Origin of the sequence: Pseudomonas sp. NPDC096925, assembly GCF_044762545.1 — a bacterium.
Classification (GTDB): Bacteria; Pseudomonadota; Gammaproteobacteria; order Pseudomonadales; family Pseudomonadaceae; genus Aquipseudomonas.
The window spans coordinates 227,966-240,870 of sequence record NZ_JBIWEM010000002.1 but is presented as its reverse complement, the minus strand read 5'-3'; the positions used below and the strand labels follow the sequence as shown (position 1 = coordinate 240,870).

General features: G+C 64.1%; 15 protein-coding genes. 7 read left to right on the top strand and 8 right to left on the bottom strand.

Annotation, left to right across the window (positions count from 1 at the left end; translation table 11 throughout):
* Positions 1–46 precede the first annotated feature (46 nt).
* The 5 genes from rluB to ACIQYU_RS07040 form a co-directional block, all read right to left on the bottom strand.
* Positions 47–1,114, bottom strand: a complete 1,068-nt coding sequence (gene rluB / locus ACIQYU_RS07060) for a 23S rRNA pseudouridine(2605) synthase RluB (protein ID WP_207830965.1) — start codon at positions 1,112–1,114, stop codon at positions 47–49.
* A 274-nt stretch (positions 1,115–1,388) separates the two neighbouring features.
* A complete protein-coding gene (scpB, locus tag ACIQYU_RS07055) occupies positions 1,389–2,159 on the bottom strand; it encodes an SMC-Scp complex subunit ScpB (protein WP_402798699.1) in 771 nt (256 codons plus the stop codon).
* Positions 2,146–2,871 (bottom strand): ScpA family protein, encoded by a 726-nt coding sequence (locus ACIQYU_RS07050; RefSeq protein WP_207830977.1) that lies wholly within the window; start codon positions 2,869–2,871, stop codon positions 2,146–2,148. The genes scpB and ACIQYU_RS07050 overlap by 14 nt, the downstream gene beginning before the upstream one ends.
* A gap of 125 nt (positions 2,872–2,996) precedes the next feature.
* Complete coding sequence (locus ACIQYU_RS07045; protein ID WP_207830960.1) at positions 2,997–3,626, bottom strand: L-threonylcarbamoyladenylate synthase; 630 nt, start codon at positions 3,624–3,626, stop codon at positions 2,997–2,999.
* A 13-nt stretch (positions 3,627–3,639) separates the two neighbouring features.
* Complete coding sequence (locus ACIQYU_RS07040) at positions 3,640–4,500, bottom strand: PHP domain-containing protein (RefSeq protein WP_207830958.1); 861 nt, start codon at positions 4,498–4,500, stop codon at positions 3,640–3,642.
* A gap of 67 nt (positions 4,501–4,567) precedes the next feature.
* Between ACIQYU_RS07040 and ACIQYU_RS07035 the strand changes: the two genes are divergently transcribed.
* From ACIQYU_RS07035 to ACIQYU_RS07015, 5 genes are all read left to right on the top strand, one after another.
* A complete protein-coding gene (locus ACIQYU_RS07035; protein ID WP_063912900.1) occupies positions 4,568–5,161 on the top strand; it encodes a septation protein A in 594 nt (197 codons plus the stop codon).
* A 1-nt stretch (position 5,162) separates the two neighbouring features.
* Positions 5,163–5,462 carry a YciI family protein gene (locus tag ACIQYU_RS07030; protein WP_012273585.1) on the top strand — a complete coding sequence of 100 codons (300 nt, stop codon included), beginning with the start codon at positions 5,163–5,165 and terminating at the stop codon, positions 5,460–5,462.
* A 205-nt stretch (positions 5,463–5,667) separates the two neighbouring features.
* A complete protein-coding gene (locus ACIQYU_RS07025) occupies positions 5,668–6,345 on the top strand; it encodes a response regulator transcription factor (protein ID WP_025340136.1) in 678 nt (225 codons plus the stop codon).
* A 102-nt stretch (positions 6,346–6,447) separates the two neighbouring features.
* Positions 6,448–6,864 carry a Spy/CpxP family protein refolding chaperone gene (locus tag ACIQYU_RS07020; RefSeq protein ID WP_025340137.1) on the top strand — a complete coding sequence of 139 codons (417 nt, stop codon included), beginning with the start codon at positions 6,448–6,450 and terminating at the stop codon, positions 6,862–6,864.
* A 60-nt stretch (positions 6,865–6,924) separates the two neighbouring features.
* Complete coding sequence (locus ACIQYU_RS07015; RefSeq protein WP_207830975.1) at positions 6,925–8,265, top strand: HAMP domain-containing sensor histidine kinase; 1,341 nt, start codon at positions 6,925–6,927, stop codon at positions 8,263–8,265.
* Between the two features lie 145 nt (positions 8,266–8,410).
* On the opposite strand, the gene ACIQYU_RS07010 is transcribed toward ACIQYU_RS07015, so the two are convergent.
* The gene (locus tag ACIQYU_RS07010; protein ID WP_207830955.1) at positions 8,411–8,968 is read right to left on the bottom strand and encodes an NAD(P)H nitroreductase; all 558 of its coding nucleotides are present in this window, start codon (positions 8,966–8,968) and stop codon (positions 8,411–8,413) included.
* A 102-nt stretch (positions 8,969–9,070) separates the two neighbouring features.
* On the opposite strand from ACIQYU_RS07010, the gene ACIQYU_RS07005 reads away from it, so the two are divergent.
* Positions 9,071–10,525 carry a TrkH family potassium uptake protein gene (locus tag ACIQYU_RS07005; protein ID WP_207830951.1) on the top strand — a complete coding sequence of 485 codons (1,455 nt, stop codon included), beginning with the start codon at positions 9,071–9,073 and terminating at the stop codon, positions 10,523–10,525.
* On the opposite strand, the gene ACIQYU_RS07000 is transcribed toward ACIQYU_RS07005, so the two are convergent.
* A complete protein-coding gene (locus ACIQYU_RS07000; protein WP_207830949.1) occupies positions 10,482–11,543 on the bottom strand; it encodes an AraC family transcriptional regulator in 1,062 nt (353 codons plus the stop codon). The two genes, ACIQYU_RS07005 and ACIQYU_RS07000, sit on opposite strands and share 44 nt — an antisense overlap.
* Positions 11,544–11,696: 153 nt before the next feature.
* On the opposite strand from ACIQYU_RS07000, the gene ACIQYU_RS06995 reads away from it, so the two are divergent.
* A complete protein-coding gene (locus tag ACIQYU_RS06995; protein WP_015271286.1) occupies positions 11,697–12,008 on the top strand; it encodes a DUF962 domain-containing protein in 312 nt (103 codons plus the stop codon).
* Between the two features lie 40 nt (positions 12,009–12,048).
* Here the strand turns inward: ACIQYU_RS06995 and ACIQYU_RS06990 are convergent, their stop codons facing one another.
* Positions 12,049–12,861 carry a UDP-2,3-diacylglucosamine diphosphatase gene (locus ACIQYU_RS06990; RefSeq protein ID WP_207830947.1) on the bottom strand — a complete coding sequence of 271 codons (813 nt, stop codon included), beginning with the start codon at positions 12,859–12,861 and terminating at the stop codon, positions 12,049–12,051.
* Positions 12,862–12,905 lie beyond the last annotated feature (44 nt).

Genomic DNA, 12,905 nt, shown 5'->3' with positions numbered 1-12,905 from the left:
AAAAAAACCAGCCCGAAGGCTGGTTTCTCATTGCTGCACAGGCCAATCAGCCACGCGGCTTGCCGCGGCCACGGCCTGCCGGCTTGTCGCCTTCAGGCTTGCCCGGACGCTTGCGCATCTCGCTCGGGCGCTCGGCCACGGTGCTGCCACGGCCGCTCTTGCGTGGAGACTCTTCACGCGGCTGGCGCGCCGGGCGTTGCTCGGCTGCAGCGCCTTCGTGAGCCGGGCGCAGGTTGCGCACGCGCTCGCCACGGCCCAGCGGACGGGTGGACTTGCGCTGCAGGCGCTCCATCTTGTCCTTGGCCTTGAGCTTCATGGCTGGCAGCGCCACCGGCTGCAGGCCCACTTCAGCGGCGAGGATGTCGATTTCGCCCTGGGTCATTTCACGCCAGCGGCCCATCGGCAGGTCGGAGTTGAGGAACACCGGGCCGAAACGCACGCGCTTCAGGCGGCTGACCACCATGCCCTGGGACTCCCACAGGCGACGCACTTCACGGTTACGGCCTTCCATCACCACGCAGTGGTACCAGTGGTTGAAGCCTTCGCCACCGGGAGCTTTCTGGATGTCGGTAAACTTGGCCGGACCATCTTCCAGCATCACGCCGGCCTTCAGGCGCTCGATCATCTCGTCGTCGACCTCACCCCGCACACGTACCGCGTATTCACGGTCCATCTCGTAGGACGGGTGCATCAGGCGGTTGGCCAGTTCACCGTCGGTGGTGAACAGCAGCAGGCCGGTGGTGTTGATGTCGAGGCGGCCGATGTTGATCCAGCGGCCTTCTTTGGGCCGTGGCAGGCGGTCGAACACGGTCGGGCGGCCTTCCGGGTCGTCACGGGTGCAGATTTCGCCATCGGGCTTGTTGTACATGATCACCCGGCGGGTGGCCTCGGCGGCCTCTTCGCGCTTGATCAGCTTGCCATCCACGGCAATGGCGTCGTGCAGGTCGACGCGCTGGCCGAGGGTGGCCTCGACACCGTTGACCTTGATGCGGCCCTGGCTGATCCAGGCTTCGACGTCACGGCGCGAGCCAACGCCGATGCGCGCCAGCACTTTCTGCAGCTTTTCGCCGGATGGAGGGGTGATTTCGGTATCTTGCAGGTCTTGCTCACTCATCTGGGCACCTCCCGGTGTAGGAATGAAATAAGGGTTCTGGCGACGAACGCGCCAAAAGGCCGCGCATCATACGCGGTTCGGCGGGGGAACGCACTGGAGGGTAGAGGGTTTTGTGGGCTTTGCGAGGGATTTCTGCCTAATGGTGATGTGTTGCCGGTTCCGGCCCTTTCGCGGGCTCGCCCGCTCCCACAGGTACCGCGCAGCCCTCAGGACCTGTGATATCCCTGTGGGAGCGGGCGTGCCCGCGAAGAGGCCAGCACAGACAACAAAGGAATCAGGGCAGTGACTTGCCCTCTTCCTCCACCGAGGCCTCAGGCTCTTCCTCACGCAAATCATCAAAATCGGTCTTCAGCCCTTCTTCCATGGCATCCAGTTCCACCAGCAAGCTTCGGAAGCTGGTTTCCTCCTTCGGCTCAACAACCTCTTCCTCCTCCCCAAGGCTGGCATCGGCCAACGCCTGCAAGTGGGCCGGCACCGGCGCATCGTCCGGGTCGAGCAGCGGCTCCGGTTCCATTTCGCGCAGCTCGGCCAAGGCCGGCAGCTCATCCAGGCTCTTGAGGTTGAAGTGGTCAAGAAACGCCTTGGTGGTGGCAAACATCGCCGGCCGGCCGGGCACTTCGCGGTAGCCGACCACGCGGATCCACTCGCGCTCCATCAGGGTCTTGATGATGTTGCTGTTCACCGCCACGCCACGCACATCCTCGATTTCGCCCCGGGTGATGGGCTGGCGATAGGCGACCAGGGCCAGAGTCTCGAGCAGCGCACGTGAATAACGTTGCGGGCGCTCTTCCCACAGGCGCCCGACCCAAGGGGCATAGTCCTCGCGAATTTGCAGGCGGTAGCCGCTGGCCACTTCCTTCAACTCGAAAGCGCGGCCGTTACACGACTTGCCCAGCACCTCCAGGGCCTGCTTGAACACCTTGGGTTCGGGGCGCTCGGCCTCTTCGAACAGTTCGTACAGGCGCTCCAGGGATTGCGGCTTGCCCGAAGCCAGCAGAAAGGCTTCGATCAGCGACGCCAGGTCGCGGGGTTCATTCAGGTTCATCAGGTTCTTCAACAAGCGCCGGGCGGAGCCGCACGTGAATGGCGGCGAAAGGTTCATTCTGCACCAGTTCGATCAGCGATTCCTTCACCAGCTCAAGAATCGCCATGAAGGTCACCACCACACCCAGCTTGCCCTCCTCGGCGGCGAACAGCTCGACGAATGGCACGAAACCGCCGCCTTTCAGGCGTTCCAGCACCTGGCTCATGCGCTCGCGGGTGGACAAGGTCTCGCGGGTGATCTGGTGGCTTTCGAACAGGTCGTTGCGGCGCATCACCTCGGCCATCGACACCAGCAGCTCTTCCAGGCTGACCTGGGGCAACAGCTTGCGCACCTTGGCCTGCGGCGCCTCCAGGCGCGGCACCACCACCTCGCGGCCGACCCGTGGCAACGCATCGATGCCTTCGGCGGCGGCCTTGAAGCGCTCGTATTCCTGCAGGCGGCGGATCAGTTCGGCGCGCGGGTCACCCTCCTCCTCCTCGACGTCGGCCGAGCGCGGCAGCAACATGCGCGACTTGATCTCGGCCAGCATGGCAGCCATCACCAGGTACTCGGCGGCCAGCTCCAGGCGCACGCTCTTCATCAGCTCCACGTAGCCCATGTACTGGCGGGTGATTTCCGCCACCGGGATGTCGAGGATGTCGATATTCTGCTTGCGGATCAGGTACAGCAACAGGTCCAGCGGGCCTTCGAAGGCTTCGAGGATGACTTCCAGGGCGTCCGGCGGGATGTACAGGTCCAGCGGCAGCTCGGTCAGGGCTTCGCCATAGACCAGGGCCAGTTGCAGCTGCCGAGGCGTCTCGGCCTGTTCGGCCGGTGCCTCGGGCGTTTCCACCTGGCTCACGCGTTGACCAGGAATGGCGTGGGGTCGCCGCAGCCTTCACGGACCAGTTCCGGTTCATCGCCGGACAGGTCAATGATGGTCGATGCCTTGAGGTCACCGAAACCGCCGTCGATTACCAGGTCGACATGATGCTCCAGGCGCTCGCGGATCTCGTGAGGGTCGGTCATCGGCTCGTCATCACCCGGCAGGATCAGGCTCACGCTCATCAGCGGCTCGCCCAGCTCGGCCAGCAAGGCCAAGGTGATGGCATGGTCCGGCACGCGCAGGCCGATGGTGCGGCGTTTTTCGTGCAGCAGCAGGCGCGGGACCTCGCGGGTACCATTGAGAATGAAAGTGTAAGGCCCGGGCACATGGGCCTTGAGCAGGCGGAAAGTGCCAGTGTCGACCTTGGCATACAACCCCAACTGCGACATGTCGCAGCACATCAGGGTGAAGTTGTGGGTCTTGTCCAGGCCACGCAGGCGGCGCACCCGCTCGATCGCTGCCTTGTTACCGATCTGGCACCCCAGGGCATAGGCCGAGTCGGTCGGATACACCACCACGCCACCCTTGCGAATGATCTCGACGGCCTGTTTGATCAGGCGCACCTGCGGATTCTCCGCATGAATCTGGAAAAATTGGCTCACGTAGTCGTCCTGTTCATACCGCCAAAGGCTGTTCATGGCTGAATCGGCGCCACAGAGGTGGCAGGTCCTCGGGCAAAGGCCGGTAGGCACCGATCTCGCCCCAGGTGCCGGGGCCGTGGAAGTCACTGCCGGCACTTGCCAGCAGGCCGAACTCACGGGTGAGGATGGACATCGTGCCCACCTGCTCGGCTGGCATCATTCCGTTGACCACTTCAAGTGCCTGCCCGCCTGCCTGAATATAGTCGGCAATCAGCCTTCTGCGCTTGCTGCGGGTCAGATCGTAGTGCATGGGGTGCGCCAGGCTCACCCAGGCATTGGACTGGCGCAGGGTGGCGACGGTTTCATCGAGGGTCGGCCAGTGCTGCTTGACGTCCCCCAGCTTGCCGGCGCCCAGCCATTTGCGAAACGCCTCGCCGCGGTCCTTGACGTGCCCGGCACGCACCAGGTACTCGGCAAAATGCGGGCGCGCCGGCGCATTGCCGCTATCGCCCAGCTCGTGCTGCACGGCGCGGGCGCCTTCGAGGGTACCGGGCATGCCCTTGGCCGCCAGCCGTTTGTCGATTTCTTCGGCGCGCAACCAGCGGCCACGGTGCAGCGCTTCGATCGCCGCCAGCAGGGGCGGTGCGTCGAGCGGGAAGTCGTAGCCCAGCACATGGATGGTCGCGCCACCCCAGGTGCACGACAGCTCCACCCCGCTGACCCAGTGCATGCCCTTGTCGCAGCAGGCCTGGCGCGCCTCGGGCAGGCCTTCGATGGTGTCATGGTCGGTCAGTGCCAGCGTTTGCACCCCGTGCTCATGGGCCCGGGCGACCAGTGTCGAGGGCGACAGGGCGCCGTCGGAGGCCGTGCTGTGACAGTGCAGATCAACATTCATGGAGGAGCGCTTTCGCTGGAATCGATGTTTGTTATTATGCCGTCACATCCCGATTCTGGCTGCCATTGTGAAACAATTCATCGATTTCATCCCGCTGCTGCTGTTCTTCATCGTCTACAAGCTCGACCCGCGCCCTATGGAAGTCGCCGGCCACAGCTTCGAATTCGGTGGTATCTACAGCGCCACGGCCATGCTGATCATCAGCTCGCTGGTGGTCTACGGCGCGCTGTTCCTGCGCCAGCGCAAGCTGGAAAAGGGCCAGTGGCTGACCCTGGTGGCCTGCCTGGTGTTCGGCGGCCTGACCCTGACCTTCCACAGCGAAACCTTCCTCAAGTGGAAGGCGCCGGTGGTGAACTGGCTGTTCGCCCTGGGCTTCGCCGGCAGCCACTTCGTCGGCGACCGGGTGCTGATCAAGCGCATCATGGGCCACGCCCTGAGCCTGCCCGATGCCATCTGGGCCCGCCTGAACCTGGCATGGATCGGCTTCTTCCTGTTCTGCGGCGCGGCCAACCTGTTCGTCGCCTTCACCTTCCAGGACTTCTGGGTCGACTTCAAGGTGTTCGGCAGCCTGGGCATGACCGTGATATTCCTCGTGGCGCAGGGCGTGTACCTGTCGCGCCACCTGCACGACGACCCATCTACCTCCAAACCCAAGGATTGACATGCTCTACGCCATCATCGCCAGCGACGTCGCAAACTCCCTGGAAAAGCGCCTGGCTGCCCGCCCGGCGCACATCGAACGCCTGCAGCAGCTGAAGGCCGAGGGCCGCGTGGTACTGGCCGGCCCGCACCCGGCCATCGACAGCAACGACCCGGGCGAAGCGGGTTTCAGCGGTAGCCTGATCGTTGCCGAGTTCGAATCGCTGGCTGCGGCACAGGCCTGGGCCGATGCCGACCCTTACATTGCGGCCGGTGTGTACGACAAGGTGGTGGTCAAGCCGTTCAAGCAAGTACTGCCTTGATCTGAGACCGCGTGGGCTTCTTCGCGGGTAAACCCGCTCCCACAGGGACGGCGCAGGCTTCAAGCTTGCACTTTCCCTGCGGGAGCGGGTTTACCCGCGAAGAAGGCCACGCGTTACCAGCAGTTATACTGTTGCCATCAGTCTGCGGTATCTTTGCCACTGGCGGGCCGATTTAGCCGCCGTCAATGGTTGAATTGAGTGAGTCATGAGCGAGCTGTTACTGATTGATGATGACCAGGAGCTGTGCGAGCTGCTCGGCAGCTGGCTGACCCAGGAGGGATTTACCGTGCGCGCCTGCCACGATGGCCAGAGCGCCCGCCAGGCCCTGGCTACGCATGCCCCGGCAGCCGTGGTGCTGGACGTGATGCTGCCCGACGGCAGTGGCCTGGAACTGCTCAAGCAGTTGCGCAGCGAGCATGCCGAGCTGCCGGTGCTGATGCTCTCGGCCCGCGGCGAGCCGCTGGACCGCATCCTCGGCCTGGAACTGGGCGCCGATGACTATCTGGCCAAACCCTGCGACCCGCGTGAACTCACCGCTCGCCTGCGTGCCGTGCTGCGCCGCAGCCACCCCACCGCCACCACCAGCCAGGTGGAACTGGGCGACCTGGTCTACAGCCCGGCTCGTGGCGTGGCCAGCATCGATGGCCGCGAAATGACCCTGACCCTGTCCGAAAGCCGCATTCTCGAGGCCCTGCTGCGCCAACCCGGCGAGCCGCTGGACAAGCAGGAACTGGCGCAGATCGGCCTGGGCCGCAAGCTGACCCTGTACGACCGCAGCCTGGACATGCACGTCAGCAACCTGCGCAAGAAGATCGGCCCCCACGCCGATGGCCGGCCACGCATCGTCGCCCTGCGCAGCCGCGGCTATTACTACTGCCTCTGAACATCTTTACCGAGCCTTTACCATCCGCTGACCGCGCTTGACGGTGATCTCCCTAGACTGTGCTCATCCGGTAACCACCGGCCTATGTAAAGGAGAGACACCATGCGCAAGACCCTTATCGCCCTGATGTTCGCCGCCGCCCTGCCGACCGTGGCCATGGCCATGCCTGAAGGCGGCCCGCGCCACGACGGCCCGCATCATCGCGGTGATGCGCCTTTCCACCAACTGGACCTGAGCCGTGACCAGCGCCAGCAGATCGGCAAGCTGATGGGCGAGCAGATGAAACAGCGCCGCGACATCACCGAGCGCTACCTGTCCAAGCTGCCGGCCGCCGACCAGAAAGCGATGAAGGACGAACTGCAGGCCAACCGCGACAAGACCGACAGCGCGGTCCGTGCCCTGCTCAAGCCTGAGCAGCAGAAGAAGTTCGACGAACTGCAGAAGGAACGCGCCGCACAGAAAGCAGAATGGCAGGAGTTCCAGGCCTGGAAAGCTGAAAAAGGCAACAAGGCCCAGTAAGCTGTCCGCCCGATGCCCGGCTCGCCTCAGTGCGAGCCGGGCGTTTCTCGTTTGCAGGAGGTGCACTTGCGTTCACTGTTCTGGCGCATCCTGGCCAGTTTCTGGCTGGCCATCACCCTGGTTGCGGGCCTGTCGATCCTGCTGGGCCATATGCTCAACCAGGACGCCTGGATCCTCAGCCGCCACCCGGGCCTTAATACCCTGGCCAGCAAGTGGGCCAAGCATTACGAGCAGGAAGGCCTGGCTTCGGCACAGCACTTCCTGGAACGGCGCAAGGACCGCTACAAGATCGACGTGCAGGTGCTCGATGACAGTGGCGAAGCCGTGGTGCCCGGCACCTTCCCGCGCCGTGCGGCGGCCTTCGAGGCACGCCAGCACAATGACCAGCGGCGCCTGCCGTGGCGCCGGCTGACCGAGGAATACACCAGCCCCGACACCGGCGAGACCTACCTGCTGATCTACCGCATCCCCCACCCGGCGCTGGATGCCTGGCACCGCGAAAGCCTGTTGTGGCCGCTCAGTGCGCTGGGCATTGCTTTGGTGGTGCTGACCCTGTTCAGCCTGCTGGTTACCCTGTCCATCACCCGCCCGCTCAGCCGCCTGCGCAGCGCCGTGCATGACCTGGGCCAGACCACCTACCAGCAGAACAGCCTGGCGCAGCTGGCGGCGCGGCGTGACGAGTTCGGCGTGCTGGCCAAGGACTTCAACAAGATGGGTGCGCGCCTGCAAAGCACCATCGGCAGCCAGCGCCAGTTGCTGCGCGATGTGTCCCATGAACTGCGCTCACCACTGGCCAGGTTGCGCATCGCCCTGGCCTTGGCCGAGCGCGCCGAGCCCGAGCAACGTGAAGCCCTGTGGCCACGCCTGACTCGCGAATGTGACCGCCTGGAAGACCTGATCAGCGAAATCCTCGCCCTGGCGCGGGTCGATGCCGAACAGGCTCACGCCGAACCGGTAGACCTCAATGCCCTGCTCGGCAGCGTGCGCAAGGACGCCCAGCTCAGCGCACCGGAGCAGGACGTGCGCCTGGAGGCACAGCCTGGGTTGACCTTGCAGGGTTGGCCCACGCTGATCGAGCGTGCCGTGGACAACCTGCTACGCAACGCCCTGCGCTTCAACCCGCCGGGCCAGCCGATCGAAATCAGCGCCGTGCGCGAGCAGGAGCGTATCGTGTTGAGCGTGCGCGACCATGGGCCTGGGGCAGCGGCGGAGCACCTGGCGCAGTTGGGCGAGCCGTTCTTCCGTGCGCCGGGGCAGGACGCGCCGGGGCATGGGCTGGGGCTGGCGATTGCTCGCAAGGCGGCCGAGCGGCATGGTGGCAGCCTGGTGCTGGAGAACCATCCGCAGGGTGGATTTGTAGCTCGGCTGGAGTTGCCTGTGACTGAGGCAACCGGCAGTTGATAATGTAAAGGCCTCTGGCCTCTTCGCGGGTAAACCCGCTCCCACAGGTACTGTGCAAGGCCTGAAATTTGTGCCACACCTGTGGGAGCGGGTTTACCCGCGAAAGGGCCAGCAGCCCTGATAGAGCAATCAGCCCAAGGCTGCGTTACTCGCCCCAGGCACTGACGAAATCAGCGGTTTCCAGAATGGGCGCCGTACGCGGCTCGGTCAGCGGCGTACCAACATACAGGTAACCGATCAGTTCCTCGTTCTCGGCCAGCCCCAAGCCCTTGTGCACGTGGGCATCGAAGGCCATGTCCCCGGTACGCCACACCGCACCGATACCTTGCGCATGCGCCGCAATCAGGATGCCGTGCGCCGCACAGCCCGCCGCCAGCCGCTGCTCGGACCTGGGCACCTTGAAGTGATCCTGCAGCTTGGCAATCACCACGATCAGCAACGGCGCCCGCAGGGGCATGGCGCGGGCCTTGTCCAGGGCAGCCTGGCTGGCATCCCCCTTGTGCTGCAACGCTTCGGCGAACAGCTCACCCAGCTTCTCGCGGCCCTGGCCTTCGATGGTGAGGAACCGCCACGGCCGCAACTGGCCGTGGTCCGGGGCGCGCAGGGCGGCCTGGAACAGCGCCTCGCGCTGGGCGGCATTGGGCGCCGGGTCGGTCAGGCGTGGCACGGAAACACGGTTGAGCAATGCGTCGAGAGCCTCCATCGGCTACCCTCCTGGCAGGTAAATGTGCGGCCATTCTAGCGTTTACATCACCAGACCCATAGGTAGAATGGCGCCCTTCCGTTTCGAGTCAGAGCAGATCACATGGCGTTGCCGACCTTAAGGATCATTGGTTTCATCATCGGCATCTTCCTGATTACCCTCGCCGTCAGCATGGCAGTGCCCATGGCGACCCTGGTGATCTTCGAACGCACCCGTGACATGCCGTCGTTCCTCTGGTCGAGCCTGATCACCTTTGTCGCCGGCCTGGCCCTGGTGCTTCAGGGTCGCCCCGAGCATGTGCACCTGCGCCCGCGCGATATGTACCTGCTGACCGTCAGCAGCTGGCTGGTGGTGTGTGTATTCGCCGCCCTGCCGTTCCTGCTGACCCAGCACATCAGCTACACCGACGCCTTCTTCGAAAGCATGTCGGGTATCACCGCCACCGGTGCCACCGTGCTCAGCGGGCTCGATAACATGTCTCCAGGCATCCTGATGTGGCGTTCGATGCTGCACTGGCTCGGCGGCATCGGCTTCATCGGCATGGCGGTTGCGATCCTGCCGCTGCTGCGCATCGGTGGCATGCGCCTGTTCCAGACCGAATCGTCCGACCGCTCGGAGAAGGTCATGCCGCGCTCGCACATGGTCGCCAAGTCGATCGTGGGGGTATACGTCGGCTTCTCGATCCTGGGCGCGCTGGGCTTCTGGTGGGCCGGCATGAACCCGTTCGATGCAATCAACCACGCCATGTCGGCGATCTCCACTGGCGGGTTTTCCACCTCCGACCAGTCGCTGGCCAAGTGGGATATCCCGGCCGTGCACTGGGTCGCGGTGGTGGTGATGATCCTCGGCAGCCTGCCCTTCACCCTCTACGTGGCCACCCTGCGTGGCAACCGCAAGGCACTGATCCGCGACCAGCAGGTGCAAGGCTTGCTGGGCATGCTGGTGGCCACCTGGCTGGTGCTTGGCACCTGGTACTGGGCCACCACCAATCTGCACTGGCTCGATGCCCTGCGCCACGTGGCGCTGAACGTGACCTCGGTGGTCACCACCACCGGTTTCGCCCTGGGTGACTACAGCCTGTGGGGCAACTTCTCGCTGATGCTGTTCTTCTACCTGGGCTTCGTCGGCGGCTGCTCCGGCTCGACGGCAGGTGGCATCAAGATCTTCCGCTTCCAGGTCGCCTACATCCTGCTCAAGGCCAGCCTCAACCAGCTGATCCATCCGCGCGCGGTGATCAAGCAGAAGTACAACGGCCACCGCCTCGACGAAGAAATCGTGCGTTCGATCCTGACCTTCTCGTTCTTCTTCGCCATTACCATATGCGTCATGGCGCTGCTGCTGTCGTTGCTTGGCGTAGACTGGATGACCGCCCTGACTGGCGCTGCCGGCACGGTCTCGGGTGTAGGCCCGGGCCTGGGTGAAGTGATCGGCCCGTCGGGCAACTACGCCACGCTGCCGGACGCTGCCAAGTGGATTCTCGCCAGCGGCATGCTGCTCGGCCGCCTGGAAATCATCACGGTGCTAGTGTTGTGCATGCCGGCGTTCTGGCGCCACTGACCACCTCGGGCTCCGCGCCCAGACGCGCGCGGTACTCACCAGGCGTGGCATCGTACCAGCGGCGGAACGCCCGGTAGAAGTTGCTGGGGTCGGCAAAGCCCAGCAGGTAGGCGGTCTCCATCAGGGTCATGCCTGGCTGCGCCAGGTACTGTTCGGCCAGTTCGCGGCGGGTGTCATCGAGCAGGGTCTGGAAGCTGGTGCCTTCTTCCTGCAACCGCCGCTGCAAAGTGCGCTGCGACAGGTGCAGGGCCTGGGCCAGGGTTTCGCGCTTGGGCTCGCCCTGCGGCAGGATACGGCACAGCACCTGGCGCACGCGGTGGGTGACCCGGCTTTCCGAGAAACGCGCCAGGTATTCGCCGGCAAAGCGGTCATGCAGGATGGCCATGGCTTCATTGGCGGTGGGCAGCGGTGCCTCCATGTCGGCGCGCTCGAACACCAGCGCATCGTGCGGCGCACCAAACACCAGCGGCGAATGAAACGCCGCTTTGTACGGTTCGATATTCTTTGGTTGCGGCCCCTGTACCAGCACCCGGCGCGGTTGCACCGGCCGACCGCTGAGCCAGCTGCACAGCGCCAGCGCACAGGCCAGCGATGCTTCGGCACTGTGCCGGGTCGGCGGCAGATGGTCGCCATGTACGGTCAGGATCAGCGAATAGCCCTCGGGGCCGAGAGAGAAGCTGAGGTCGGAGCTCTCGGCGATGATGCGCTGGTAACGCACCAGGCGCTCGAAGCCTTCGGCCAGGGTGCGGCTGGACATCAACGCATAACCCACCACATGGAACGATGCCGGGCGCACCACCCGCGCCATGTTCAGGCCTATGGCCTCGTTGCCCGACAGTTCCACCGCCAGTTGCCACAGGCGGGTCATGGAGTCCTGGGGGAAGCGCGCGTCGGGGTCGTCGAGCGCAGCGAAATCCAGCCCCAGCTGCTTGAACATGGCCCGGCAGTCCAGCCCTTCCAGTTCGAGTGCCTTCACGATCCCTGATGCCCAGCTGGCCGACGTGGTTCTTTCGCTCATGACAGGCATTTTATGCTGACCGCTCCTGCGGTGAACCCCACGGATATTCAATTGGCGCCTATTGTCACTGATAGGCCTCGCCAGTCACTCTAGACTCGAATCAGGCTCCACGCCGTGCATCTTGTCCAGAAGTATTAATACCGGAGCACTGCCATGAACCGCACAGCGCAGTTTCGCAGTTTTGCCGAGTTCTACCCTTATTACCTGGGGGAGCACAGCAACCCCACCTGTCGCCGCCTGCACTTTGTCGGCACCAGCCTGGTGATTGCTTTGCTGGCCTATACCATTGGCAGTGGCAAATGGTTGCTGCTACTGGCCTTGCCGGTGTTCGGCTACGGCTTTGCCTGGGTCGGGCATTTCTTTTTCGAAAAGAACCGGCCAGCGACCTTTACCCATCCGCTGTACAGCCTGATAGGGGATTTCGTGATGTTTCGGGATATCCTGCTGGGCAAGATCAGCCTGTAGATTTTTTGGGGCTGCTTTGCAGCCCCAGGGCCCTCAAGCCCTACGCCTGTTCGCGCACCGCCGCTGCTGCCTGCGCCTCTCGCGCCTGCGCCTGCGCCAGCCGATAAAGCTCGATCGTGCCATCCCAATGCTCGATCAGCGCCGTGCACGATTCCACCCAATCCCCACAATTGAGGTACTCCACCTCCCCCACCTGGCGAATCTCGGCATGGTGGATATGCCCACACACCACCCCGTGAAAACCACGGCGGGTGCACTCATGGGCAATGGCATCCTCGAAGTCGCTGATGAAGTTCACCGCGCCTTTGACCTTGTGCTTCAGGTACGCCGACAGTGACCAATAGCCGTATCCATAGCGGGCACGCCAGTGGTTGAGCCAGCGGTTGAGCACCAGGGTGAACTCGTAGGCACGGTCACCGAGGAACGCCAGCCAGCGGTGGTAACGGGTAATCACGTCGAACTGGTCGCCATGGATCACCAGCAGGCGGCGGCCATCGGCGGTGAGGTGCTCGGCCTCGTCCACCAGTTGGATGTTGCCGAGGATCAGCCTGGAGTAACGGCGCAGGAATTCGTCATGGTTGCCGGTGACGTAGATCACCTCGGTGCCCCGCTTGCTCATGGTCAGCAACCGGCGGATCACGTTGGTGTGGGCTTGTGGCCAGTAGATACCGCCGCGCAGCTTCCAGCCATCGATGATATCGCCCACCAGGTAGATGCGGTCGGCCTGGTACCCCTTGAGGAACTGCGACAGGTGTTCGGCCTGGCAGTCGCGGGTGCCCAGATGCACATCGGAAATCCACAGGGTACGCACGCGTTGCTTGCGCGAGGGGCGGGACAGTTCGGCATGGGTCATGGGCAGGCTCCGGCGCAGTTTGCTGGAGACTGGCAGGCGCGGAT

Excerpts from the sequence above, each read along its gene's own strand:
- ACIQYU_RS07005 (WP_207830951.1), top strand. The coding sequence starts at position 9,071 with ATGGCGTTGCCGACCTTAAGGATCATTGGTTTCATCATCGGCATCTTC.
- ACIQYU_RS06995 (WP_015271286.1), top strand. The coding sequence starts at position 11,697 with ATGAACCGCACAGCGCAGTTTCGCAGTTTTGCCGAGTTCTACCCTTAT.
- ACIQYU_RS07010 (WP_207830955.1), bottom strand. The coding sequence starts at position 8,968 with ATGGAGGCTCTCGACGCATTGCTCAACCGTGTTTCCGTGCCACGCCTG.
- ACIQYU_RS07020 (WP_025340137.1), top strand. The coding sequence starts at position 6,448 with ATGCGCAAGACCCTTATCGCCCTGATGTTCGCCGCCGCCCTGCCGACC.
- ACIQYU_RS06990 (WP_207830947.1), bottom strand. The coding sequence starts at position 12,861 with ATGACCCATGCCGAACTGTCCCGCCCCTCGCGCAAGCAACGCGTGCGT.
- ACIQYU_RS07040 (WP_207830958.1), bottom strand. The coding sequence starts at position 4,500 with ATGAATGTTGATCTGCACTGTCACAGCACGGCCTCCGACGGCGCCCTG.
- ACIQYU_RS07000 (WP_207830949.1), bottom strand. The coding sequence starts at position 11,543 with ATGAGCGAAAGAACCACGTCGGCCAGCTGGGCATCAGGGATCGTGAAG.
- ACIQYU_RS07025 (WP_025340136.1), top strand. The coding sequence starts at position 5,668 with ATGAGCGAGCTGTTACTGATTGATGATGACCAGGAGCTGTGCGAGCTG.
- rluB (WP_207830965.1), bottom strand. The coding sequence starts at position 1,114 with ATGAGTGAGCAAGACCTGCAAGATACCGAAATCACCCCTCCATCCGGC.
- scpB (WP_402798699.1), bottom strand. The coding sequence starts at position 2,159 with ATGAACCTGAATGAACCCCGCGACCTGGCGTCGCTGATCGAAGCCTTT.
- ACIQYU_RS07030 (WP_012273585.1), top strand. The coding sequence starts at position 5,163 with ATGCTCTACGCCATCATCGCCAGCGACGTCGCAAACTCCCTGGAAAAG.